The 23934-nt window shown below is 76.7% G+C and carries 21 protein-coding genes; 14 read left to right on the plus strand and 7 right to left on the minus strand.

The window, feature by feature from the left end; translation table 11 throughout:
• Positions 1-32: 32 nt before the first annotated feature.
• Positions 33-626 carry a sulfite oxidase-like oxidoreductase gene (locus EJA20_RS01465; RefSeq protein WP_129336411.1) on the minus strand — a complete coding sequence of 198 codons (594 nt, stop codon included), beginning with the start codon at positions 624-626 and terminating at the stop codon, positions 33-35.
• Positions 627-888: 262 nt separating this feature from the next.
• On the opposite strand from EJA20_RS01465, the gene EJA20_RS01470 reads away from it, so the two are divergent.
• The gene (locus tag EJA20_RS01470; RefSeq protein ID WP_240674867.1) at positions 889-1728 is read left to right on the plus strand and encodes a PhzF family phenazine biosynthesis protein; all 840 of its coding nucleotides are present in this window, start codon (positions 889-891) and stop codon (positions 1726-1728) included.
• Between the two features lie 32 nt (positions 1729-1760).
• Here EJA20_RS01470 and EJA20_RS01475 read toward each other — a convergent pair whose 3' ends face one another.
• Together EJA20_RS01475 and EJA20_RS01480 are read right to left on the minus strand one after the other, a co-directional pair.
• The gene (locus EJA20_RS01475; RefSeq protein WP_129336496.1) at positions 1761-2867 is read right to left on the minus strand and encodes a cation diffusion facilitator family transporter; all 1107 of its coding nucleotides are present in this window, start codon (positions 2865-2867) and stop codon (positions 1761-1763) included.
• Positions 2868-3382: 515 nt separating this feature from the next.
• Entirely contained in the window at positions 3383-4267 is an 885-nt protein-coding gene (locus tag EJA20_RS01480) for a formate/nitrite transporter family protein (RefSeq protein ID WP_240674869.1), read from the minus strand.
• Positions 4268-4497: 230 nt separating this feature from the next.
• On the opposite strand from EJA20_RS01480, the gene EJA20_RS01485 reads away from it, so the two are divergent.
• Complete coding sequence (locus EJA20_RS01485; RefSeq protein ID WP_129336414.1) at positions 4498-5451, plus strand: aminoglycoside phosphotransferase/kinase family protein; 954 nt, start codon at positions 4498-4500, stop codon at positions 5449-5451.
• 44 nt (positions 5452-5495) lie between these two features.
• Here the strand turns inward: EJA20_RS01485 and EJA20_RS01490 are convergent, their stop codons facing one another.
• Positions 5496-6050, minus strand: a complete 555-nt coding sequence (locus tag EJA20_RS01490) for a protein-tyrosine phosphatase family protein (RefSeq protein WP_129336415.1) — start codon at positions 6048-6050, stop codon at positions 5496-5498.
• Positions 6051-6111: 61 nt separating this feature from the next.
• Positions 6112-7200 carry a DUF4349 domain-containing protein gene (locus tag EJA20_RS01495; RefSeq protein ID WP_129336416.1) on the minus strand — a complete coding sequence of 363 codons (1089 nt, stop codon included), beginning with the start codon at positions 7198-7200 and terminating at the stop codon, positions 6112-6114.
• 177 nt (positions 7201-7377) lie between these two features.
• Between EJA20_RS01495 and EJA20_RS18540 the strand changes: the two genes are divergently transcribed.
• The 3 genes from EJA20_RS18540 to EJA20_RS01500 all read left to right on the plus strand — a co-directional run bounded on the left by EJA20_RS18540 (position 7378) and on the right by EJA20_RS01500 (position 8420).
• Positions 7378-7515 carry a hypothetical protein gene (locus tag EJA20_RS18540; RefSeq protein WP_164983791.1) on the plus strand — a complete coding sequence of 46 codons (138 nt, stop codon included), beginning with the start codon at positions 7378-7380 and terminating at the stop codon, positions 7513-7515.
• 50 nt (positions 7516-7565) lie between these two features.
• Complete coding sequence (locus EJA20_RS18545; RefSeq protein ID WP_164983792.1) at positions 7566-7733, plus strand: hypothetical protein; 168 nt, start codon at positions 7566-7568, stop codon at positions 7731-7733.
• A 165-nt stretch (positions 7734-7898) separates the two neighbouring features.
• Positions 7899-8420 (plus strand): DsbA family protein, encoded by a 522-nt coding sequence (locus EJA20_RS01500; protein WP_240674872.1) that lies wholly within the window; start codon positions 7899-7901, stop codon positions 8418-8420.
• Positions 8421-8450: 30 nt separating this feature from the next.
• Here EJA20_RS01500 and nhaA read toward each other — a convergent pair whose 3' ends face one another.
• Entirely contained in the window at positions 8451-9851 is a 1401-nt protein-coding gene (gene nhaA, locus EJA20_RS01505; RefSeq protein ID WP_240674874.1) for a Na+/H+ antiporter NhaA, read from the minus strand.
• A 152-nt stretch (positions 9852-10003) separates the two neighbouring features.
• Between nhaA and galK the strand changes: the two genes are divergently transcribed.
• The 4 genes from galK (at position 10004) to EJA20_RS01525 (ending at position 14915) form a co-directional block, all read left to right on the plus strand.
• Entirely contained in the window at positions 10004-11212 is a 1209-nt protein-coding gene (gene galK / locus EJA20_RS01510; RefSeq protein WP_129336417.1) for a galactokinase, read from the plus strand.
• Between the two features lie 46 nt (positions 11213-11258).
• Positions 11259-12638, plus strand: coding sequence for a UTP--glucose-1-phosphate uridylyltransferase (locus tag EJA20_RS01515; protein ID WP_129336418.1), 1380 nt, complete (start codon positions 11259-11261; stop codon positions 12636-12638).
• Positions 12639-12753: 115 nt separating this feature from the next.
• Positions 12754-14397 (plus strand): AlkA N-terminal domain-containing protein, encoded by a 1644-nt coding sequence (locus EJA20_RS01520; protein ID WP_129336419.1) that lies wholly within the window; start codon positions 12754-12756, stop codon positions 14395-14397.
• Complete coding sequence (locus EJA20_RS01525; protein ID WP_129336420.1) at positions 14394-14915, plus strand: methylated-DNA--[protein]-cysteine S-methyltransferase; 522 nt, start codon at positions 14394-14396, stop codon at positions 14913-14915. Before EJA20_RS01520 ends, EJA20_RS01525 begins: the two co-directional genes overlap by 4 nt.
• A gap of 227 nt (positions 14916-15142) precedes the next feature.
• Here EJA20_RS01525 and EJA20_RS01530 read toward each other — a convergent pair whose 3' ends face one another.
• On the minus strand, positions 15143-16255 hold the full coding sequence (locus tag EJA20_RS01530; protein WP_129336421.1) for a fatty acid desaturase family protein: 1113 nt from the start codon (positions 16253-16255) through the stop codon (positions 15143-15145).
• Positions 16256-16392: 137 nt separating this feature from the next.
• On the opposite strand from EJA20_RS01530, the gene EJA20_RS01535 reads away from it, so the two are divergent.
• The 5 genes from EJA20_RS01535 (at position 16393) to EJA20_RS01555 (ending at position 23905) form a co-directional block, all read left to right on the plus strand.
• Positions 16393-17829, plus strand: coding sequence for an NYN domain-containing protein (locus EJA20_RS01535; protein WP_164983793.1), 1437 nt, complete (start codon positions 16393-16395; stop codon positions 17827-17829).
• A 178-nt stretch (positions 17830-18007) separates the two neighbouring features.
• Positions 18008-19678 (plus strand): ABC transporter substrate-binding protein, encoded by a 1671-nt coding sequence (locus EJA20_RS01540; protein WP_129336423.1) that lies wholly within the window; start codon positions 18008-18010, stop codon positions 19676-19678.
• A 128-nt stretch (positions 19679-19806) separates the two neighbouring features.
• The gene (locus tag EJA20_RS01545; protein ID WP_129336424.1) at positions 19807-20934 is read left to right on the plus strand and encodes an ABC transporter permease; all 1128 of its coding nucleotides are present in this window, start codon (positions 19807-19809) and stop codon (positions 20932-20934) included.
• A 176-nt stretch (positions 20935-21110) separates the two neighbouring features.
• Positions 21111-22103, plus strand: coding sequence for an ABC transporter permease (locus EJA20_RS01550; protein ID WP_420836394.1), 993 nt, complete (start codon positions 21111-21113; stop codon positions 22101-22103).
• Positions 22100-23905, plus strand: a complete 1806-nt coding sequence (locus EJA20_RS01555; RefSeq protein ID WP_129336425.1) for a dipeptide ABC transporter ATP-binding protein — start codon at positions 22100-22102, stop codon at positions 23903-23905. Before EJA20_RS01550 ends, EJA20_RS01555 begins: the two co-directional genes overlap by 4 nt.
• Positions 23906-23934 lie beyond the last annotated feature (29 nt).

Below are 23934 nucleotides of genomic sequence, written 5' to 3' on the forward strand. Positions count from 1 at the left end.
CACGGGCACGGGCACGGGCAGGGGCACGAACCTCACCAGTACCGCTGCTCGCGCCACGGGTCGCCGTAGAGGTGGTAGCCGTTGCGCTCCCAGAAGCCGGGCTCGTCCGTCTCCGTGAGCACGAGCCCACGGACCCACTTCGCGCTCTTCCAGAAGTACAGGTGCGGCACGAGGAGGCGGGCGGGGCCGCCGTGCTCGTCGGGCAGCGGCGCGCCCTCGAACTCCGTGGCGATCCAGGCCTTCCCGTCGACGAGGTCGGCCAGCGGCACGTTCGTCGTGTACCCGCCGTAGCAGTGCACCGTGGTGAAGGCGGCCGTCGTCTCCACGCCCTCCAGGAGCGTGTCGACCGCGACCCCGCGCCAGCGCGTGCCGAGCTTCGACCAGCGCGTCACGCAGTGGATGTCGGTGCGGACGTCCTCCTGCGGCAGCGCGAGCAGCTCCTCCCAGGACCAGGTGCGCCGGGCGCCGGTCTCCGTCCGGACCTCGAGCTCCCACTCGCCCGCGTGGAGGTGCGGGGTCGGGCCGGCCGACAGCACGGGGAAGTCCGTCGTGAGGTACTGCCCGGGCGGCAGCGCGGGGTCCTGCTCACGGCGGCGGGCTCCGAAGCCCCGGGAGACGACGGCCATCGCGGTCCTCCTCGTCAGGGGTGGTGCAGGGCGTGCGGCAGCGGTGGTGACCGCGTGCGGCGGGCACCTCGGCGCGGTCGCGCCGCTGAGCAGGGCCACTGTGGCGCAGGCACGGGCCGTCGCGCCAGGGGCGGCGGGGGTGCCGCGGGTGCCGCGGCCCGGCCGTTCCGGGCGGGGCCCGGCTGTGGAAAGGTCGGAGATGCCCTCAGCCGCCCCTCCCGGCCGCCCGGACCCGGACGGGGCCCTCCCCCAGGAGGCCCGTGTGACCCGCCCCCGGCCCTTCGCCCAGGTCGACGTCTTCACCTCGACCGCGCTGCTCGGCAACCCCGTCGCCGTGGTCCTCGACGCGGCGGACCTCGACGACGCGTCCATGGCGGCCTTCGCGCGGTGGACGAACCTGTCGGAGACGACGTTCGTGCTGCCGCCGACCGCACCGCGCGCCGACTACCGCCTGCGGATCTTCACGCCCGGCGGCGAGCTGCCGTTCGCCGGGCACCCCACGCTCGGCTCCGCGCACGCGTGGCTCGAGGCCGGCGGCGTGCCGCGGGACGGGGACGCCGTCGTCCAGGAGTGCGCGGCCGGCCTCGTCCCCCTGCGGCGCGACGGCGACGGCCTGGCGTTCCTCGCCCCGCCGCTGCTGCGGGACGGCCCGCTCGACGAGCCGCTCGTGACCCGGGTCGCCGCCGCGCTGGGCCTCGGGCGCGACGAGGTGCTCGACCACCGCTGGGCCGACAACGGACCGGGCTGGGCCGCCGTGCTCCTGGCCTCGGCAGACGCGGTGCTGGCGCTGAGGCCGGACCCGGCGCTCGTCGGGGACCTGCGGATCGGGGTCGTCGGGCCGCTCCCGCCGGGCGGGCACGCCGCCGTCGAGGTGCGCGCGTTCTGCCCGTCGCTGGGCGTGCCCGAGGACCCCGTCACCGGGAGCCTCGACGCCGGGCTGGCGCCGTGGCTCGTCGCGACGGGGGTCGTGCCGCCCGTCTACGTCGCCTCGCAGGGGGCGGCCGTGGGGAGGCGCGGCGCGGTGCGGGTGCGCGTCGAGGACGGCGTGGTCCACGTCGGCGGCACGAGCACGACGTGCATCCGGGGCACCGTCGTGCTGTAGCGCGGCCTCCGGGCGGACCGGGAGGCCGGCCGTCAGGGGTGGTGGGCGGCCTCGTGCGCGCCGTGGCCCACGGGCTCGAGCTGGAACGTGCAGTGGGAGGTGTCGAAGTGCCCGCCGAGGCACTCGGACAGCGCGTCCAGCACCACGCCGCTGCGCCCCTCGACGAGGCACTCCTCGTCCACGACGACGTGCGCCGACAGCGCGGGCACCCCGCTCGTGATGGTCCAGGCGTGCAGGTCGTGCACGTCCAGGACGCCCGGGACGCCGCGGATGTGCTGCCGCACGGCGTCGAGGTCGATCCCGCGGGGTGTCGCCTCCAGCAGCACGTCGAGGGTCTCGCGCAGCAGCGACCAGGCCCGGGGCAGGATGAGCACCCCGATGACGACGGACGCCACGACGTCCGCCCGCGCCCACCCCGTCAGCGCCACGACGGCCCCGGCCACGAGGACCGCGACCGACCCCAGCAGGTCCCCGAGGACCTCGAGGTACGCGCCCCGCAGGTTCAGGCTCTCCGCGCGCCCGCCGTGCAGCAGGCGCAGGGAGACGAGGTTCGCCACCGCCCCGGCACCGGCCGCGGCGAGCATGACGCCCGTGCCGACCGCGGGCGGGTCCGACCAGCGCCGCACCGCCTCGACGACCACCCACACCGCCAGCGCGCCGAGCAGCAGCGCGTTCACCATCGCCGCGAGGACCTCCGCCCGCTGCCAGCCGAAGGTGCGCGTGGTGGTGGCGGGCCGGGCCGCGAGCGCGACGGCGCCCAGCGCGATCGCGATGCCCGCCGCGTCGGTGAGCATGTGGCCCGCGTCGGCGAGCAGCGCCAGCGACCCCGACACGAGGCCGCCGACCACCTGCACGCCGACGACGCCGAGCGTGATCGCCAGGACCGCGACGAGCCGCCGCCGGTGCCGGCCGGTCGCCGTGCCGTGCGCGTGGGAGTGGGTGTGCGCGTGGGGGTGCGGGCGCCCGTCCGCGTGCCCGTGCCCGTGCCCCGCCGACCGCCGCGCCGCCGGGGCGGCCTCCGCGTCGGCCCCCGCCGCGCCCGCGGGTCCGTGCCGGGGCGGGCCGTCGGGGCCGGGGCGGTGGTCGTCGTCGGACGCACCGTTCCCGCGCCCCGGTCGTGGCTCGCCCCCGGGGCGCAGGGGCTCGCAGCCCTCCGCGCGGCCGTCGCCGGGCACGGGCTCCACCACGCCCCCGATGCTAGCCGCGCCGGCCCCGGCGACCGCGACCTGACGCCGGCAGCCGGGTCCCGTCGACGCCGCCGTGGAGGGACGCTGCACCGGCGCGTCGGCACGCCGCCGGCCACCGCCTCGCGACGGCGTGCCGGGGCCACCGCTGCAGCGTCCGTCCGCGGCCTCGGTCCCGGTGCCGGCTGCGGGCACGACAGCGGCCCGGACGGCGCGTCTCGCGTCCGTCCGGGCCGGCCGCCGGCGTCCCGCCCCTGCACGGGATCCGGCCGCACCCGGTGGGACCGCCGCAGCACCGGCGGGCCCCGGTGCCGGCGGACGCGGGCGGCGTCCCTCCCGCCGCGGGCGTCCGGGCCCGGCGCGGGCACGTCCTGCGACCGTAGGCACCGCCGGTGAGCACGCGACGGCCGCCCGGCGTCCGGTGGGCGTCCGCCCGGCGACGGTCGGGTGAACGCGGCGGCCCCCGCTCGTCAGCCGCGCGCGTCCCCGCCGGTCCCCGCCCGCCAGCCACGCTCGTCGTTGACGTAGGAGTACGCGAGCCCGACGAGCAGCCCCCCGCCGACGAAGTTGCCGAGCAGCGCCAGCGCCACGTTCCCCGCGGCCAGGGCGGGGTCCACGCCCTCCCGCAGCCCCACCACGGCGAACAGCACGGTGTTCGCCACGGAGTGCTCGAGCCCGAGGAAGGCGAAGACGAACACGGAGGTGATCATCACGAGGCACTTCGTCAGGGTGTCGGCGATGAGCCCGTTGTAGACGAGGAGCATCGCCACGTTGATGCAGAAGTTGCACAGGACGGCACGCACGAACAGGTCGCCCCAGCCGGCCGCGCCGTCGGCGACGTAGGCCGTCTTGTGCTCGACGGCCGCGACCATCTCGGCCATGACCGCGCCCTCCGTGAGCGTGGAGAACCGCAGCAGCACGGCGACGACGAGCCCGCCGAGCAGGTTGCCGAGGTAGCACAGCCCCAGCAGCCGCAGCGCGCGGCCCCACCCGGTGCGCCGGTGGTAGGCACCCACCGTCACGATCATTATGTTCGAGGTGAGCAGCTCGGACTTCGTGTAGTAGATGAAGACGAGCGCCCAGCCGAACGAGACGGCCCCGACGAGGCGGCCGATCGTGCGCAGCGTGACGCCGTCGCCGAGGGCGACCGCGTCGAAGGCCGCCACCACCGCGTAGTGCGTGACGTAGAAGAGCCCGATGAGGAAGCCGGCCATCGCGGCGCGCTGGACGAACCGCCGCGCCAGCCGGCTGGACATCGTCGTCTTCGTCTCCAGCGCGTCGAGCACCGTGGAGACGAAGACCCGGCCGGGGAACAGGCCGGCCGACGGGTCGGCGGAGGGGCGGGCGTCGCTCACGGGCACCACCGTGGCACGGGCCGACGCCGGGTGTCTGCCGCCGGCCGCGGCGTCCGTCATGCGCCACCGGTGCGCGATGTCACCCGGCTGCCCGAGAACCTCACCCGAACGGGTTCATCCGTGCCCGGCTGGTGCCGATCTATCCTCCAGGTCCAACCCGGTCGCGGTCCTCGGTCTCGCGGCGTCGTGCGGTGGCAAGCCGTGCACCCACGTCCCGCCGGGAGTCCCCTGTGTCCCTCGACGTCGTCTCCGTCGACGCGCCCGTCGTCCCCGCCCCCGCGCCCCACGCGGCGCCGGTGGCGGACCCCTTCGCGACGCCCTCGCTGCGCGCCCTCGTCGGCGCCCCCGACCCCCTGCCCCTGCCGGCGGCGAGCTGGGGGGCCGCCGAGGCGCTGCTCGCCCTCGACGAGGCGCGTCTCGCCCTCGACCTGCACCTGCCCGACCCCCAGGTCGTGTCGGCGCTCACCACCGTCGTGCTGCGGGCCGGCGCGTACGCCGTGAAGGTCTTCGCCCCGGGCACGGACCCCGGGCACGTCGCCCGCGTCGCCGACGCGCTGGCCGGCTCGCGCACGGCGGTGCTGCCCGTGGCCGCGCCGGTCGTCACCTCGTGGGGCGTCGTCAGCGTGCAGCCGTGGCTCGTCGCGACGGGGACGGCGGACTGGGCCGCCACCGGCCGTCTCCTGCGCCGCTTCCACGCCGCGCACGCGCACGCCGACCTGCCGACGTGGGTGCCGCTGCGTCGCCTGGAGCCGCAGCTCGCGGGCCTGCCGGAGGGCGCCGCCGACGTGCTGCTCGCGGCGCGCGACACGCTGCTCGACGAGCTGTCGACGCTGCACCTGCCGCTCGGCGTCGGGGCCGTCCACGGCGACGTCTCGCCGATGAACGTGCTGCGCCACGGCCGCCGGCACCTGCTCATCGACCTCGACTTCGCCGCCCGCGGGCCGCGCGAGTACGACCTGTCGAGCGCCGCCCGCCGCGCCGACGCCGGCGAGATCGACCCGGTGACCTACCTCGACTTCTGCCGCGCGTACGGCCACGACGTGCGCGCGTGGGAGGGGCGGGTCGTGCTCGACCGGATCGCGCTCCTCGGGGGCGTCGCGTTCCGGCTCTGGGACGACCGCCGCCAGGGCCGCGACCTCGGCTGGCTCGCCCCCGCGGTCGCCGACTGGCGCACGCCGCTCTGACGGCCCCGGCGGCGGGACCGGCGCGGCCGGGGTCCGGCCGGGGTTCAGCCGGGCGTGCCCGCGGCCCGCACCGGGCGGGGCACGACGCCGCCCGGGGCGGGCAGGCCGCGCAGCCATGCGGCGAAGGCCGCGTTGTTCACCGTGCCCTCACGGCGCTCCTGCACGTGGCGCAGCGCCTCGGCGCCGCTGAGCCCGAGGAGCTCCCGCACGACGAGGCTCACGAGCAGCCCCGAGCGGTTGCGGCCGAAGGTGCAGTGCACGAGCACCACGTGCCCGTCGTCGACGAGCCCGGCGACGAGCGCCGCGAGCCGCAGGGTGAGCCCCGTGTCCGGCAGGTCGTCGCCGTCCACGAGCGGCGACTTGAGGTAGAGCAGCCCGTCCGTGGCGCCCGCCGGCGGGTGCGCGTCGGCGTCGGCGACGTCCACGACGGCCGTGATGCCGAGGGCACGGGCGGCGTCGAAGTCGACGGGGCACCCGCCGTGCCAGAGGCGGCCCGGCACCATGTGCGTCGGCGGGTCCGCCGGGCGCACCCCGGGGAGCGTCACGGCCTCCGTCGTGAGGGAGCCGTGGGCGGTCGCGTCGTCGACGGTGCTGGTCACCCCGCCGACGCTAGTCGCGTGCGCGCGCCCCGGCACCCCGCTCGCCACGGCGTCCCCGTCGTCAGGCGTCGACCGTCTCCCGCTGCGGCCCGGGGGCGTCGGCCGGCGGCCCCGGCGGCGTCCGGGGACCCCGCCGGCGCAGGGCGCGCGCCACCGCGACCACGCCGACCGCGACGAGCGCCACGGCACCGGCCCACGGCAGCAGCACGCCGAGGACGACGAGCGCGACCTCCACCACACGTCCGAGCGCCGCCCAGCCCGTGCCGACCCCGTCGGCGAAGGTGGCGGGGCCGGTCGCAGCCGGGACCTCCCCGGGTGCGGACACCGTCACCGTGAGGGTCGACAGGGCGACCTCCTCCGCCAGCCGCGCGCGCTGCGCCTCCAGGCTCTCGAGCTCGGACTGCCGCTCCGTGAGCGCCCGCTCGGCCTCGACGAGGTCCGACGAGGTGCTCGCCCGGGCCAGCAGGTCCTCCATCCGCGCCACGGACAGCCGCAGGGCGCGGGCGCGGGCGTCGAGGTCCTGCGCCGTCCCCGTGACGTCGCGTGCCGCGACCGTCTGCTCCGTCACCTCGCCCAGCCGCTCCAGGCCGTCGAGCGCGTCGGTCAGCCGGTCGGCGGGCACGCGCACGACGAGGGACGCCGACCCCGGGCCGGCGCCCTCGCCCCCGCCGGCGACGACGTGCCGGTCGTCGACCCGCCCGCCGAGCCCCTCGACGAGCACGACGACCCCGTCCGCCGCCGCGGCGGGGTCCTGGGCCGTGAGCCAGGCCTGCCCCGTCTGCACCACCTGCCGGTCGGCGTCCGCGACTGCCGCGGCCCCGCCGTCCGTCCCCGGGGCGACGTCGGCGGCCTCGCCCCCGCCCTCGGGTCCCGCGGCGGCGTCCTCCGCGGCCTGCGACCCGCCGGAGCCGTCCCCCTGCCCGGCCGTGCAGCCCGCGAGCAGCAGCGCGACCACGCCGAGCGCGAGCCCGCCCCGTCGCACCGCACGTCGCACGGCCCGCCCCGCGGACGGGCGCACGGGCAGCGGGCCGGGGACGAGCACGGCACGGGACGCAGGACCGGACGCAGGACCGGACGCAGGACCGGGTGCGGCGTCCCCGGCGACGCGGCGGGGCAGGGGGTCGGGGCTGGGCACCTCGAGGGTCGTCATACCCGTCGACCGTAGGGTCGCCGCCCGCCGCCCGGGACCGCCGTGACGCACTCGTGACACCCTCGTGGCCGGATCGGTCCCGGTCGCGGGGGGTGCCGGCCGCGCGTAGGGTCGGGGTCCCAGCACGGCCACCCCCGGGCGGGACCGGCCCCCCGGGACGAGAGGAGGGACGGACCCATGGCATCGATCGGCAAGCTGCTCAAGAGCGGCGTCGCGCTCCAGGCCGCCCGCATCATCCAGCGCGAGATGGCCAAGCCCCAGAACCAGGCCAAGGCCAAGCAGCTGCTCGGCCGCGTGACGAAGCGCGGTCGCTGACACCGCTGCGCACACGACCCGCACCACCACGCACGACCACGGAGGGCACCATGAGCGGCACGCAGCCCACCCCCGGACCCGGCCCGGCCCCGGCCGGTCCCCCGACGAACGTCCCGGACGGCACCGGTCCCCAGGACACGGGCCCCGGACCGGACGAGTCCCAGCTCGAGCCCGGCGTCCGCCCGGCCGGGCCGGACGAGGACGACACGGTCCGCTGACTCTCCCCGGGCCGCGTGGCGGCCCGGCAGCACCGGCGAGGGCCGGCACCCACGGGTGCCGGCCCTCTGTCGTCGACCGGTCCCGCGAGGGACGCGGCTCAGGGCCGTCCCCCGCCGTCCTCCGCCGTCCTCCGCCGTCCTCCGCCGTCCTCTACGGTGTCGGGCGTGGACGCGCCCGCCGCCCCTGCCGAGGCCCGACCGGTCGACCTGGACCGGCACGTGTACGGCGACCGGGACGCCCCGCTCACGCTCGTCGAGTACGGCGACCTGGAGTGCCCCTACTGCGCGGCCGCCGCCCCGGTCCTCCGCGAGCTCGTCGACACCTCGCGCGGCGGGCTGCGTCTGGTGTGGCGGCACTTCCCGCTGTTCACCCGGCACCCCTTCGCGCTCACCGCCGCGCTCGCGGCGGAGGCGGCCGGCGAGCGGTTCTGGGAGCTGCAGGAGGTCCTCCTGCGCCACCAGGACCGTCTGACCGACGCCGACCTCGACGCCCACGGCGCGCGCCTGGGGCTCACCGGGCTCACCGGCGCCGCCGTCCAGCACCACCGCGCGGACGTCGAGGCCGACTACCGCTCCGGCGTCGCCGCCGGGGTGCGGGGCACGCCGACGCTCCTCGTCGACGGGCACCGCTACACCGGTCCCCTCGAGCTGCACGCCCTGCGCACGGCCCTCGGCCTGCCGACCTGACCCGCCGCCGTCCCTCGGCCGCCGGACCCGCTACGCGTCGACGAGCGAGGGGTCGCGCCACGGGCCCGTCGGCAGCTCGGGCGGCGCCTCGGCCTCGTCGACGGAGCACAGCGGGGACCGTTCGCCGAGGAACCGCAGGACGAGCGACCCGAGCACGGCCGCCAGCAACGAGCCGACCAGCACCCCGATCTTCGCCTCGTCGCGCAGCGCCAGGTCCTCGAAGGCGAGGTCGGTGATGAACAGGGAGATCGTGAAGCCGATCCCCGCGAGCATCGCGCCCCCGACGAGGTGCCCGTACCGCACCCGCCCCGGCAGCCGCCCCATCCCCGTGCGCAGCGCGACGCCGGCCGCGACGGAGATGCCCACCGCGTTGCCGACGACGAGCGCCAGCACGACCCCCAGCGTCACGGACGACCCCGCCGCACGCCGCAGGGTCTCGGGGTCCAGGAGCACGCCGGCGTTGGCGAGGCCGAAGACCGGGACGACGACGTAGGCGCTGACCGGGTGCAGCGCGGCCTGGAGCCGGTCGTTCGCCGGCACCGCCGCCCGGGCGGCGGACGTCGCCAGCCGCGCCCGCCGGGGGTCCGCCCGCTCGACGAGCGCCCGCCCGAACGCGCGGAACCGGTCGCCCTGCGCGGGGTCGACCCGGGCCGCCGGCACGAGCACCCCGACGAGGACGCCGGCGAGGGTGGGGTGCACCCCGGAGGCGAGGACGGCGCACCACAGCGCCAGGCCCACGAGCACGTAGGGCGGCAGCTGCCACACCCGCGCCCAGCGCAGCGCGCCGAGCACGACGACGAGCAGCGCGGAGACGACGAGCGCCGGCACGGACACGCGCTCGGTGTAGAAGACGGCCATCACGGTCACGGCGCCGATGTCGTCCACGATCGCGAGCGTGAGGAGGAACAGGCGCAGCTGGTCCGGGCACCGCGGCCCGAAGAGGGCCAGCACCCCGACGAGGAAGGCCGTGTCCGTCGACATGGGGATGCCCCACCCGACCGCCTCGGGGCCCGAGGGGTTGACCAGCAGGTAGAGCAGGGCGGGCAGCGCGAGCCCGCCGAGGGCGCCGAGGGCCGGGACCACGACGGCCCGGGGGTCCCGCAGCTCCCCGACGCTGACCTCGCGGCTGATCTCGAGCCCGACGGCGAGGAAGAACAGCGCCATGAGCCCGTCGTTCACCCAGTGCCGCAGGTCGAGCGCCAGCTCGTCCGACCCGAGCCGCAGGCCCGCCTCGACGTGCCAGAACGCCTCGTACGTCCCGCCCGGGAGGTTGGCCCACACGAGGGCGACGAGGGTCGCACCGAGCAGCAGGGACGCGCCGCCCGCCTCCGTCGCGAGGAACCGGCGCACGGGCTGGGCCGTGTAGGGCACCGGGAGGCGGACACGGGGCGCCGGGCCGGGTCGGACGGGCAGGGGGCGCACGGTGGTCACGACAGGACAAGTACCCGCTCCGGCGCCGGATTCCCAGGGGTGTCCACGTCACGCCGGCCCTGCGCCGACCCGACCGGGACCCGCCCACTAGGCTCCTCGCGCACGCGGGCGCGCCGCCCGACCTCCCCCGCCGACGCAGGAGCCCGCCAGCCGTGAGCACGCCCGTGAGCACCGACCCGCAGCCCGCCTGGACCGACGCCGAGGGCGCCGGGCGGGCCGCCGACCTGTTCCGGGCGACGTACGGCACCGAGCCCGACGGCGTCTGGGCCTCGCCCGGCCGCGTCAACCTCATCGGTGAGCACGTGGACTACAACGCCGGCCTCTGCCTGCCGATCGCGCTCCCGCACCGCACCTTCGTCGCGCTGGCGCGCCGGGAGGACGAGGACGTGCGGCTCGTCAGCGACCTCGCGCCCGAGGACGTGTGGTCCGGCGCCCGGGGCGCCATCGCCCCCGGCGCGGTGCGGGGCTGGGTCGCCTACGCGGGCGGACCGGCCTGGGCGCTGGCGCAGGAGGGGCACGCGCTCGGCGGCTTCGACGCCGCGGTCGCCTCCTGCGTGCCGCTCGGGGCCGGCCTGTCCTCGTCGGCCGCCATCGAGTGCGCGGTCGCGCTCGCGCTCGACGAGACGTTCGGCCTCGGTCTCGGGGGCGACGACGCGGGCCGCTCCCGCCTCGTCCAGGCCTGCATCCGCACGGAGAACGAGGTCGCGGGCGCGAACACCGGCGGCCTGGACCAGGCCGCGTCGCTGCGGTCGCACGCCGGGCACGCGCTGCTCCTCGACACCCGCGACGGCTCCGTCGAGCAGGTCCCCTTCGACCTCGAGAGCGCCGGTCTGGAGCTGCTCGTCATCGACACGCGCGCGCCGCACTCCCTCAACGACGGCCAGTACGCCGAGCGGCGCGCGACCTGCGAGGCCGCCGCCGCGACGCTCGGCGTCACGAGCCTGCGGGAGGTCGACGACCTCGCCACGGCGCTCGAGGCCCTCGACGACGAGGTGGTGCGCCGCCGGGTCCGCCACGTCGTCACGGAGATCGCCCGCGTCGAGGACTTCACCGCGCTCGTGCGCGAGGGCCGGGTCCGCGACGTCGGGCACCTCATGGACGCCTCGCACGAGTCGCTCCGCGTGGACTACGAGGTCACCTGCCCCGAGCTCGACGTCGCGGTCGAGGCGGCCCGTGCCGCGGGCGCCCTGGGCGCCCGCATGACCGGCGGCGGCTTCGGCGGCTCGGCGATCGCCCTCGTCGAGGCCGGCTCCGCCCCCACGGTGTCCGCCGCCGTGGCGGAGGCGTTCGCGGCCCACGGCTTCGCGGCGCCCGCGTTCCTCGTCGCCGTCGCCGGCCCCGCGGGCGCGCGCGTCCGCTGACCGGGCGGGCGGGGCGGACCCCGCCCCCGCCCCTACGATCGGCCCCATGAGCGACACCGGACTCCGGCTGGCCCGGGACAAGATGCGGGCGGCGGGCGTGGCGCCCACCGCGATCGAGGTCTTCTCCCACTACTACCGCGAGCTCGAGGCGGGGGCCACGGGCCTCATCCGCGAGAGCACCATCGAGCCCCTCCTGGACCCCCCGCGCCTCGCGGACGTGCAGGTCGACGAGGCGGCCGCCCACGAGGCCCTGGCCCGCACCGCGGTCCTCAAGCTCAACGGCGGCCTCGGCACCTCGATGGGCATGGACAAGGCCAAGTCGCTGCTCCCCGTGCGCGACGGCCGCTCGTTCCTCGACCTCATCGTCGAGCAGGTGCAGCACGTGCGGCGCACCCACGGCGTCCGCCTGCCCCTCGTCCTCATGAACTCGTTCCGCACCCGGGAGGACACGCTCGCCGCGCTCGCGCGCCACGAGGACCTCGCGGTCGACGACCTGCCGCTGGACTTCCTGCAGAACCAGGAGCCCAAGCTCCTCACGTCCGACCTCACGCCGGTGTCGTGGCCCGCCGACCCCACGCTCGAGTGGTGCCCGCCCGGCCACGGCGACCTCTACACCGCGCTGCTGGCCTCCGGCGTGCTGCGGAAGCTGCTCGACGCCGGGTTCCGGTACGCCAGCGTGTCGAACTCCGACAACCTCGGCGCCGCGCCGGACCCGACGATCGCCGGCTGGTTCGCCGCGTCGGGCGCCCCCTACGCCGCCGAGCTGTGCCGCCGCACCGCCGCCGACCGCAAGGGCGGGCACCTCGCCGTCCGGAAGGCCGACGGCCGGCTCATCCTCCGCGACACGGCGCAGACGGCCGACGAGGAGATGGACTTCTTCACCGACGAGCACCGCCACCCGTTCTTCCACACGAACAACCTGTGGTTCGACCTCGAGCAGATCGCGGCGGCGCTCGAGAGCCGTGGCGCGGTGCTGGGCCTGCCGCTCATCCGCAACACGAAGACCGTCGACCCCACCGACGCCGACTCCCCGGAGGTGTTCCAGGTCGAGACCGCCATGGGGGCCGCGATCGAGGTCTTCGAGGGCTCCACCGCGATCGTCGTCGGCCGCGAGCGCTTCCTGCCCGTCAAGACGACGAACGACCTGCTGCTCGTCCGCTCCGACGCGTACCGGCTGACGGAGGCCCGGACGCTGCGGCTCGCCGTGGAGAAGGCCCCGCTCGTCGACCTCGACAAGGTCTACAAGACGGTCGGCCGCTTCGACCAGCGCTTCCCCGCCGGCCCGCCCTCGCTGCGGGAGGCGACGTCCCTCACCGTCCGCGGCGACTGGACGTTCGAGGCCGGGGTGGTCGCGCGCGGCGACGCCACGGTCCGCGCCGAGGGCTCCCCCGGCACGGTCGCGGCCGGCACGACGATCGGCGGCTGAGCCCCGGCACCCGGCGCGCGGTCGGCGGCGGTCGGCCCTCCCCCCAGGCGGGACGGCCGACCGCCGTGTCGTTTTCCTGCCAGCACCGCCCCTCGCGCGGGGCGAGGATGGGCCCGTGCTCACCGACCACGCCGCCCGCGAGGCCGTCGCCAGCCGGGACCCCCGGTTCGACGGCCGCTTCGTGCACGCGGTCACGTCGACGGGCATCTACTGCCGCCCGTCGTGCCCCGCGCGCACCCCGCGGCCGGAGCACTCGCGCTTCTTCCCCAGCGCCGCCGCCGCCCAGGGCGCCGGGTTCCGCGCGTGCAAGCGCTGCCGCCCCGACGCCGCCCCGGGCTCCCCCGAGTGGGACGTGCGCACGGACACGGTCGCGCGGGCGGTGCGGCTCGTCGCGGACGGCGTCGTCGACCGCGACGGCGTCCCCGCGCTCGCGACCGCCCTGGGCTACAGCGTCCGGCAGCTCGAGCGGCTGCTGCGCGCCGAGCTCGGGGCCGGGCCGCTGGCGCTCGCCCAGGCGCAGCGCGCCCAGACCGCGCGGACGCTCGTCGAGTCCAGCGACCTGCCGATGGCCGACGTCGCGTTCGCGGCCGGCTTCTCCTCGGTACGGTCGTTCAACGAGGTCCTCCAGGCCACGTACGGGACCACGCCGACCGCGCTGCGCGCCGCCGCGCGGACCGGGACGGGCGCCGCACCGGGCGCGGGACCGTCCCCGGCGCGCGCCGCCGCCCCGGGTGACCGCCCCGCCGGCCCGGCGACCGGCGGGGCCGGCGGCACCGGCGGCACCGGCGCCCGCACCGCCACGCTCGCGCTCCGCCTGGCGTTCCGCGCCCCGCTCGAGCCGTCGAACCTGCTCGGCCACCTCGTCGCGACCGCCGTCCCCGGCGTGGAGGAGTACCGCGACGGCGCCTACCGCTCCACGGTCCGGCTGCCGCACGCCTGGGGCGTCGTCGCGGTGCACGCCCCCGCCGACGACCACGTGCCCGTGACGCTCCACCTCGCCGACGTGCGCGACCTGCCGGCGGCCGTCCGGCGCACCCGTCGCCTGCTCGACCTCGACGCGGACCCCGTCGCCGTCGACGAGGCGCTGGCCCGCGACCCGCACCTGCGGCCCCTCGTCGAGGCCGTGCCCGGCCGGCGCGTGCCGCACCACCTCGACCCGGAGCAGATGGCGCTGCGCGCGGTGCTCGGGCAGCAGGTCTCGACCGCCGCGGCCCGCACGCACGCCGCCCGCCTCGTCGCCGCGCTCGGGACGCCGGTCGCCGACCCCGCCGGCGGACTCACGCACCTGTTCCCCTCGGCTGCCGAGCTCGCCGCCCGTCCCGACGAGGCCGCCGGCGTCCTGCGCGTCCCCGCCAGCCGGCAGCGGACCTTCGCCGGTCTCGCCGCCGCCCTCGCCGACGGCCGCGTGGTCCTCGACGCCGGCGCCGACCGCCGCGCCGCCGAGGCCGCCCTGACCGCGCTGCCCGGCATCGGCCCCTGGACGGTCGGCACCATCGCGATGCGCGCCCTCGGCGACCCCGACGCGTTCCTCGTCGGCGACCTCGGCGTCCGCGCCTCCGCCCGGCTCCTCGGCCTGCCCGACGCGCCGCGCGCCCTCGAGCGGGCCGCCGCGGCCTGGGCCCCCTGGCGCGCCTACGCCGTCCAGCACCTCTGGGCGCTGTCCCCGCACGCCGTCAACGCGCTCCCGGGGCAGGTCGCCCCGCCGTCCGGCTTCGTCCCCGCCCACCCGTCAGACCGAGAGGACCCGGTGCCCGCATGAGCCACCTCGTCGTCGACTCCCCCGTCGGCCCGCTCACCCTCGTCGCCGGCGACGAGGGGCCCACCGCCGGGCACCTCGTCGGCGTCTACATGGTCGACCACCGCCCGGCCCCGGACCGCACCCGCTTCGGCACCCGGCTCGCCGGCCCCGGCACGGGCTCCGTCCTCGACGAGGCCGCCCGCCAGCTCGACGCGTGGTTCGCCGGCCGCCGCCGGGACTTCGACCTGCCGACCGCCGCCGCCGGCACGGACTTCCAGCGCGAGGTGTGGGCCGGGCTGGCGCAGATCCCCTACGGCACGACGTGGTCCTACGGCCGCCTCGCCACGCACATCGGGCGGCCCGCCGCCGTCCGCGCCGTCGGCATGGCCAACGGCCGGAACCCGCTGAGCATCGTCGTGCCGTGCCACCGCGTCGTCGGCTCCGACGGCTCGCTCACGGGCTACGCCGGCGGCCCGGGCCGCAAGCGGCACCTCCTCGACCTCGAGGCGGGCCGCGCCACCCTCGTCCCGGCCGGCTGACCGGCCCACCTCCGCCGGCGGCCTCGGGTGGAGACGTCGGCGTCGCACTCCGCCGTCGGCGTCGCACCTGCAGGTGCCCCTCCGACGGCGAAGTGCGACGCCGACCGGCGGACCGGTCGTCGCCGCCGACCCGACCGGCCGCGCCGGCGGGGTGGGACGGGCACGACGACGGCCGCCGCGCCCGGGGGACGCGACGGCCGTGACGTGCGGCCCGCGGGCCGGGGTGCTCAGCGCATCGTCGCCAGCATCGGGCACTCGAAGGGCCCGCGGGCGGCCAGGCCGACCCGGTTGAGGTAGGCGACGACGATCGCGTAGGACCGCACGAGGCTCGTCTCCGTGTACGGGACGCCCTCGCGGGCGCAGTGCTCGCGCACGAGCCGGCGCGCGGCGGCGAGGTGCGGGCGCGGCATGCTCGGGAAGAGGTGGTGCTCGACCTGGTGGTTGAGGCCGCCCATGAGGGTGCTCATCCAGACGCCGCCGCGGATGTTGCGCGAGGTGAGGACCTGCTTGCGCAGGAAGTCGAGGGAGACGCCGGCCGGCACGAGCGGCATGCCCTTGTGGTTCGGCGCGAAGGACGCGCCCATGTACACGCCGAACACGGCGAGCTGCACGCCGAGGAAGGCGGCGGCCAGGCCGAGCGGCAGCGCCCAGACGATCACGGCGAGGTAGGCGGCGATCCGCACGACGAGGACCGTGAGCTCGATCGTCCGGTCCTTGCTCTTCGGCGCCGACAGCAGGCTCCGCAGCGACACGGCGTGGAGGTTCAGGCCCTCGAGCGTCAGCAGCGGGAAGAACGCCCACCCCTGGACGCGCGTCAGGACGCGCAGCGGCCCGCGGCGTGCGCCGGCGTCGGCCTCGAGGAACGACACCGTGTCCTGCTCGATGTCCGGGTCGCGGCCCACCTGGTTCGGGTTGGCGTGGTGGCGGTTGTGCTTCGTCATCCACCAGGAGTGGCTGATCCCGACGACGCCGTTGGCCAGCACCCGGCCGAGCCGGTCGTTGCCCTTGCCGGAGGCGAGCACCTGGCGGTGCGAGGCCTCGTGGGCGACGAAGGCGAACTGCGTGAGCACGAGCCCCAGACCCCCGGCGACGAGGAGCTGGAACCACGAGTCGCCCAGGAGCACGAAGGCCGTCACCAGCCCGCCGAGCAGGAGCGTCAGCACCGCGAGCAGCCCGCCGTAGAACCCGTAGGCGCGCCGCAGCAGGCCGGCCTCGCGGACCGCCTGCGACAGGGCGCTGTAGGAGCCGACCGCGGCGGTGCGGCCGGACCCCTCGCGACGGGGACGCGTCGGACGGACGCCGGTGGCGTCCGGGGCGACGGCGGGGACGGGTGCGGACACGGCCAAGGGAGGCCCTCCCGGTCTCGGGGCGACTTCCCAGCCTGGGTCTCGAGCGGGTGCTCGAACGAACGGATGCCCCGAGGTTACGGCACCGTAGGTTGCGGCACCATCGCTCGGACGAGGGCAGGATGGCGCGGGTGACCGTCCTCGACAGCGCCCCGGCCCTGCGCCGCCACCGCTGCGCCCTCTTCGTCGACTTCGACAACGTCTACCTCGGCCTGCAGCGCCTCGACCCGCGCGCGGCCGAGGCCTTCGCCTCCCACCCCGGCGACTGGCTCGCCCAGCTCGGGCAGGGCACGGACGCCGACGGCGACTACGAGCGCCGCTTCCTCGTCCGTGCCTGCTACCTCAACCCGTCCGCGTTCTCGCAGTTCCGGCCCAACTTCACGCGGGCCGGGTTCTCCGTGGTCGACTGCCCGTCGCTCACCCAGCAGGGCAAGAGCAGCGCCGACATCAACCTCGTCCTCGACGCCGTCGACGCGCTCGACGCGCCGACCCGGTACGACGAGTTCGTCATCCTCTCCGCCGACGCCGACTTCACCCCGCTCGCCCTGCGGTGCCGCGCGGCCGACCGCCGCGTGACCATCGTCACCGCCGGCCCGGCCGCGAGCGCCTACCGCGCGGTGGCCGACACCGTCGTGACGGCGGACGAGTTCGTCGAGCTCGTGCAGCCGCCCGAGCCGGAGGTGCCGGTCCTCACGACGGCGCCGGCCGCGTCCACGGGGTCCGCGGCGCCCGGCACGGCCCCCGCGTCCAACGGCTCCGGCTCCGGCTCCGGCTCCGGCTCCGGCCGCTCCCGCGGCGGCCGCCGCGGTGGCGGCACGACGGGCCCCGCCCCCGAGGCCGTCGTGGGCACCGGCACGGTCCCCGGTGCCGGGACCGACGCCGCCCCGGCCGCCGCACCGGCAGCCCCCGCCCCCGGGGCCGCCGCTCCCGCCGCCGCGGCCGTCCCCTCCCCGGCCCGTCGCGCGGTGCTGCGCCTCGTCCGGCAGGCCGACCGGCCGCTGAACGGCGGCAACGTCGCGCAGGCCGCCGCGGCCGCGGACCCCTCGCTCGCCGCGGACTGGGGCGGCACGGGCAGCTTCCTCGGGTGGCTGCACGCGGCCGTCCCCGAGCTGTCCGGCGCCGCCGGGTTCGTCTGGGACCCGCGCCGCTTCAGCGAGGCGGACCTGCCCGGCGCCGCGCCCGTGGACCTGCCGCCGCTGCAGCGCCAGGTCGTCGAGGTCACGGACATCCCGAACCTCGCCCCCGACCGGTACCGCTCGCTCCTGCAGGCGCTGGCCGACGACGTCGCCCACGCGCCCTTCGAGCGGGCCGAGACCGCGCGCCGCGTCCGCGACGCCTGCCAGGCCGCCGGCCAGTCCATCGGCCGCGGCTCCGTGAACGCCGTGGTGTCCGGCCTCCTCTACGCGGGGCTCGACCTCGCGGCCCGGCCGGGCGTCGACCGGATCGCCCGCACCTGGGCGGACCACGTCGTCGGGCTGTGCCAGGGCGCCCGGATGGAGCTGCGCGGGCCGGACGCGGAGGCGATCCGCACCTGGGTGAGCGGCGGCCTCGTGCCCCGCGGCGCCTGACCCCGGCGCGGGCGTCGACCAGGACGGCCCGAGACCCGTTCGTGATCGACCGGTTACGCTCCGGTAAACACGACGTGGTGGGGTAGCGCACGCGCCCGTCCCGGGCGCGTCCAGGCCTGCGCCCGGACGGGGCAGGCCCCCGCCGCGCGCACCCGCAGGAAACAGGAAGAGGTGGCGGATGGCATCCGCGAACAGGCGCCGACGTGCAGGGGCGCTCACGGCAGGGGCCGCGGCCCTCACGCTCGGCCTCGCCGCGTGCGGCGGCGGGGACGACGGCGGGTCCGGCACGGACGGCGGCGCCGAGGGCGGCGGCAGCGGCAGCAGCCTCACCATCGGCACCACGGACAAGATCACGACGATCGACCCGGCCGGCTCGTACGACAACGGCTCCTTCGCCGTGATGAACCAGGTCTACCCGTTCCTCATGAACACCCCGCTGGGCTCCCCGGACGTCGAGCCGGACATCGCCGAGCAGGCGGAGTTCACGAGCCCGACGGAGTACACGGTCACCCTCAAGCCGGGGCTGACCTTCGCCAACGGCAACGAGCTGACCTCCTCGGACGTGAAGTTCACGTTCGACCGGCAGCTCGCGATCTTCGCCTCGGGCGCCGACGGCGGCAACGGCCCCGGCTCGCTGCTGTACAACCTCGAGAGCGTCGCGGCGCCGGACGACACGACGGTCGTGTTCACGCTCAAGAGCGAGAACGACCAGGTCTTCCCCCAGATCCTGTCGAGCCCCGCGGGCCCCATCGTCGACGAGGACGTCTTCGCCGCCGACGCGCTGACCCCGGACGCGGACATCGTCGCGGGCGAGCCCTTCGCCGGGCCGTACACGATCGCGGACTACACCCAGAACGAGCTCGTCTCGTACGCGGCGAACGACGCGTACCAGGGCCTGCTGGGCGCGCCGAAGACGGAGACCGTCGACGTCGCCTACTACGCGGAGTCCTCGAACCTCAAGCTCGACGTCCAGGAGGGCAACGTCGACGTGGCGTACCGCTCCCTGTCGAGCACGGACGTGGCGGACCTGCGCGAGGACGACGGCGTGCAGGTCGTCGACGGCCCCGGTGGCGAGATCCGCTACATCGTCTTCAACTTCGACACGCAGCCCTACGGCGGCACCACGCCCGAGGCCGACCCGGCCAAGGCGCTCGCCGTCCGGCAGGCCGTCGCGGACCTCGTCGACCGCCAGGCGCTGTCCGAGCAGGTGTACCAGGGCACGTTCACGCCCCTGTACTCCTACGTCCCCGAGGGCCTGACGGGCGCCACCACGGCGCTCCAGGGCCTCTACGGCGACGGCCAGGGCGCGCCCGACGCCGACCGCGCCGCCGAGCGCCTGTCCGCGGCCGGCGTCGAGACGCCCGTCGCGCTCAACCTGCAGTACTCGCCGGACCACTACGGCCCGTCCTCGGCCGACGAGTACGCGCTCGTGAAGGACCAGCTCGAGGAGAGCGGCCTGTTCACGGTGAACCTGCAGAGCACGGAGTGGGTGCAGTACTCCAAGGACCGCACCTCGGACGTGTACCCGGCCTACCAGCTCGGCTGGTTCCCGGACTACTCGGACGCCGACAACTACCTCACGCCGTTCTTCCTGCTGGAGAACTTCCTGGGGAACCACTACGAGAACCAGCAGGTCAACGACCTGATCCTGGAGCAGGCGACGACGGCCGACGAGGCCGAGCGCACCGCCGTGATCGAGCGGATCCAGGAGCTCGTGGCGGCCGACCTGTCGACCGTTCCGCTCCTGCAGGGCGCGCAGGTCGCCGTCGTGGGGCCGGACGTCGAGGGCGCGCAGGACACGCTCGACGCGTCCTTCAAGTTCCGCTACGGGGCGCTCTCCAAGGGCTGACCCGCCGCACCGGCGCCACCCGGCGCCGGGCACCGCACCAGGACCGGGGCGGTCCCCTCCACGAGGGGACCGCCCCGGTCACGCCGGGAGCCGTGGGCCGACCCGCGGCCCGGACCTGCCGAGGAGCCATGACGACGACCACCGACCGGACGCCCGCGCCGGCGCCCGACCCCCGCGCCGCCGGCGGCGCCGAGCCCGCCGCGACGGGCACCCGCCGCACGCGCCGCACCCCCGGCGGCGGCCTGGGCCGCTACCTGCTGGTGCGGTTCCTCCTCATCTTCCCCACGATCTTCATCCTCGTGACCGCGGTGTTCGTGCTCATGCGCGCCACGGGCGACCCCATCACCGCCGCCCAGGGCGGCCGGCTCCCCCCGGCCCAGCTCGCGGAGCGCATCGCGCAGGCGGGCTACGACCGGCCGATCCTCGTGCAGTACGGCGACTACCTCGGCGGCATCCTGCGCGGCGACTTCGGCACGACGATCTCCGACCGTCGCCCGGTCACGGAGGTCCTCACGACCTACGGCGCCGCCACGCTCGAGCTGTCCGTGTACGCGCTGCTCGTGGCCTTCCTCGTCGGTATCCCGCTCGGGCGGGTCGCCGCCGCCCGCCGCGACCGGCCGACGGACGCCTCCCTGCGGGTGCTCGCGATCCTCGCCTACGCCACGCCCGTGTTCTTCGCGGGCCTGCTGCTCAAGCTCGTCTTCGCCGTGGGCCTGGGCTGGCTGCCCGTCGCCGGGCGCGCCACGACGACCTCGACCCTGGTGATGAAGCGCGAGGGGGCGGGCACGGGCCTGTTCCTCGTCGACGCGATCAGCACGGGTGACGGGGAGGTCGTCCGCGACGTGCTCGAGCACGCCGTGCTGCCGGCGCTGGCGCTCGGGCTCCTCACGGCCGGGGTGTTCCTGCGCCTCGTGCGCACGAACGTCATCGCGACCCTCGGCACGGGCTACGTCGAGGCGGCGCGCTCGCGCGGCGTGGGCGAGGGCCGCCTGCTGCGCACCCACGCCTGGCGCCCCGCGCTCGTGCCGATCATCACCGTCATCGGCCTGCAGATCGCCCTGCTGCTCGGCGGCGCCGTCCTCACCGAGACGACCTTCGAGTGGAAGGGCCTGGGCTTCCAGCTCGTGCAGTACCTGCTCGCGCGCGACTTCGTGGCCGTCCAGGGGCTCGTCGCCCTGCTCGCGGTCATCGTCGCCGTCACCAACTTCGTCGTCGACGTGGTCGCCGCCCTCGTCGACCCGCGCGTCCGGTACTGACCGGCGCCCAGGAGGACCACCCCATGACCGTCTCCATCCCCGGCGCCCCGCCCGGACTGCCCGGCGACGACGCGCCCGGCCTGCCCGACCTGACGCCCCCCGCGCCCCACGCCCCCCGCTGGCAGCGGCTGCCCGTCGTGCACCAGCTGCGCGCGAGCGTCGGCCTGCAGCGCGGCATGCTCGTCACGGGCCTCGTCCTCACGGGCCTGTTCCTGCTCACCGCCCTGCTCGCGCCGCTGCTCGCCCCGTACGGGTACAGCCAGCTCCGCACGGGCGACGTGGCGTTCGGCGCGCAGCAGCCGCCGTCCGCCGAGCACCTGCTCGGCACCACCGTCGGCGGCTACGACGTGCTCTCCCGCGTCGTGTGGGGCACACGCACCGCGTTCCTCGTCATCGTCGTGGCGCTCGTGCTGTCGCTCTTCGTCGGCGTGCTGCTCGGCCTCGTGTCGGGCTACCTCGGCGGCGCGCTGGACCGCGTGCTCGTCGTCGTCGCCGACGCGATCTACGCCTTCCCCTCGCTGCTGCTCGCGATCGTCGCCGCGATCGTCATCTCCGGCGGCCAGTCCGACCTGTGGGGCGGGGTGCTCGCCGCGGCGGTGTCCATCACCGTGGTGTTCGTCCCGCAGTACTTCCGCGTCGTGCGCGCCGAGGTCGTCCGCGTGAAGTCCGAGGCGTTCGTCGAGTCCGCGCGCGTCATCGGCGCGGGCCCGGTCCGGATCATGACGCGGCACGTGCTGCGCAACTCCACCCGCACGCTGCCGCTCATCATCACGCTGAACGCCTCCGAGGCGATCCTCACCCTCGCCGGCCTGGGCTTCCTCGGCTTCGGCATCGAGCCGTCCGAGGCGGCCGAGTGGGGCTACGACCTGCAGCAGTCCATCCCCGACGTCACGAGCGGGATCTGGTGGACGTCGATCTTCCCCGGCGTCGCGATCGTGCTCACCGTCCTGGGCATGACCCTCGTCGGCGAGTCGCTCAACGACCTGGCCGACCCCCGCCTGCGCACCCGCCGCCGCGCGGGCGGCCGCCGCCGGCGCGGTGCGGGCAGCACGACGACCAGCACCACGACGAGCACGACGACGAGCACGACGACGAGCACGACGACGAGCACGACGACGAGCACCGGCGCGACCGGCGCGACGCGCACGACCGACGGAGGTGCCGCATGAGCGCGACCGAGGCCCCGACGAGCGCGGCGGGCGGCGCGCGCCCCGCGGACGGCCCTCCGGTCGTCGACGTGCGCGACCTGCGGGTGACGTTCGCGACGGACGGCGGCGACGTCCAGGCCGTCCGCGGGGTCGACCTCCAGGTCCGCGCCGGCGAGGTGCTGGCCGTCGTGGGCGAGTCGGGCTCGGGCAAGACGGTCACGGCGCGCTCGATCCTGCAGCTCCTGCCCGGGACGGCGACGACGACGGGCGCCGTCCTGCTCGGCCGCAAGGACGGGTCGACGACGACGGACGTCGTGACCGTCCGCGGCGCGCGCCTGCGCGAGGTCCGAGGCCGCGACGCGGCGATGGTGTTCCAGGAGCCCTCGTCGGTCCTCAACCCGGTCTTCCCCGTCGGCTGGCAGATCGCCGAGGGGCTGCGGGCCCACGGCCGCCTCTCGCGGGCGCAGGCCCGGGCGGCGGCGGTCGACGCCCTGCGCCGGGTCGGCATCCCCGACCCCGAGCACCGCGTCGACCACTACCCGCACCAGTTCTCCGGCGGGCAGAAGCAGCGCATCGTCATCGCGCAGGCCCTCGTGCTCGACCCCGGCGTCATCATCGCGGACGAGCCGACCACGGCCCTCGACGTCACCGTCCAGGCCGAGATCCTCGACCTGCTCCGCCGCTGCCGGGACGAGTTCGGCGCCGCCGTCGTGCTCATCACGCACAACATGGGTGTCGTCGCCGACCTGGCGGACCGCGTGGCGGTGATGTACGCCGGCGAGGTCGTCGAGCAGGCGGACGTCCGCACCCTCTTCACGGCGGCGCAGCACCCGTACACGCGGGCCCTGCTCGAGGCCGTGCCCCGGGTGGGCGGCACCCGCCTGCGGCAGCCCGTCACGACGGCCCCCCGCCCGCCGGCGCCGGCGCCCGCGCCCGGCACGGCGACGCCCGACGGCACCGCGACGCCCGACCGCGCCGCGGGCACCCGCCCGGAGGCCGTCGTCGCCGCGCGTGACCTGCGCATCACCTACCCCGGCCGCTTCCGCACCCCGGGCTTCACCGCGGTGAACGGCGTCGACCTGACGATCCGTCCGGGCGAGGTCCTCGGCCTCGTCGGGGAGTCCGGCTCGGGCAAGACGACGATCGGCCGCGCCATCGCCGGCCTCACGGCCGTCACCGGCGGCTCGCTGCAGGTGCTCGGCACCGAGATGCGCGGGGTGCGCGAGCGCCGCCTGCGTCCCGTCCGCCGCCGCATCGGGTTCGTCTTCCAGGACCCGGCGACGAGCTTCAACCCGCTGCTCACCATCGCCCAGTGCGTGGCGGAGCCCCTCGTCGTGCACGGCCGCGCGCGGGACCTCGCCGGGGCGCGGGCGCGGGTCGACGAGCTGCTCGACGCCGTCCAGCTGCCCACGGCCTTCGGCGACCGGTTCCCCCACGAGCTGTCCGGCGGGCAGCGGCAGCGGGCGAGCCTGGCCCGGGCGCTGGCGCTGGACCCCGAGCTCCTCGTCGCCGACGAGCCGACCTCCGCCCTCGACGTGTCCGTCCAGGCGCGCGTGCTCGACCTGTTCGCCCGCCTCCAGCGCGAGCTGGGGTTCGCGTGCCTGTTCATCAGCCACGACCTCGCCGTCGTCGACCTGCTCGCGGACCGCATCGCGGTGCTGCACCGGGGCCGGCTCGTCGAGGAGGGGACGGGCGACGAGGTGCTGGGCGCGCCGAAGGACCCCTACACGCAGCGCCTCCTGGCGTCCCTGCCCGTGCCGGACCCCGTCGAGCAGGCGGCCCGCCGCGAGGCCTGGCGCGCGCTGGCGGCGACGCAGGCCTGACCACGGTGGAGGGCACCGCCCGGCCGGGC

The organism is Cellulomonas endophytica (assembly GCF_004123805.1).
GTDB lineage: Bacteria > Actinomycetota > Actinomycetes > Actinomycetales > Cellulomonadaceae > Cellulomonas > Cellulomonas endophytica.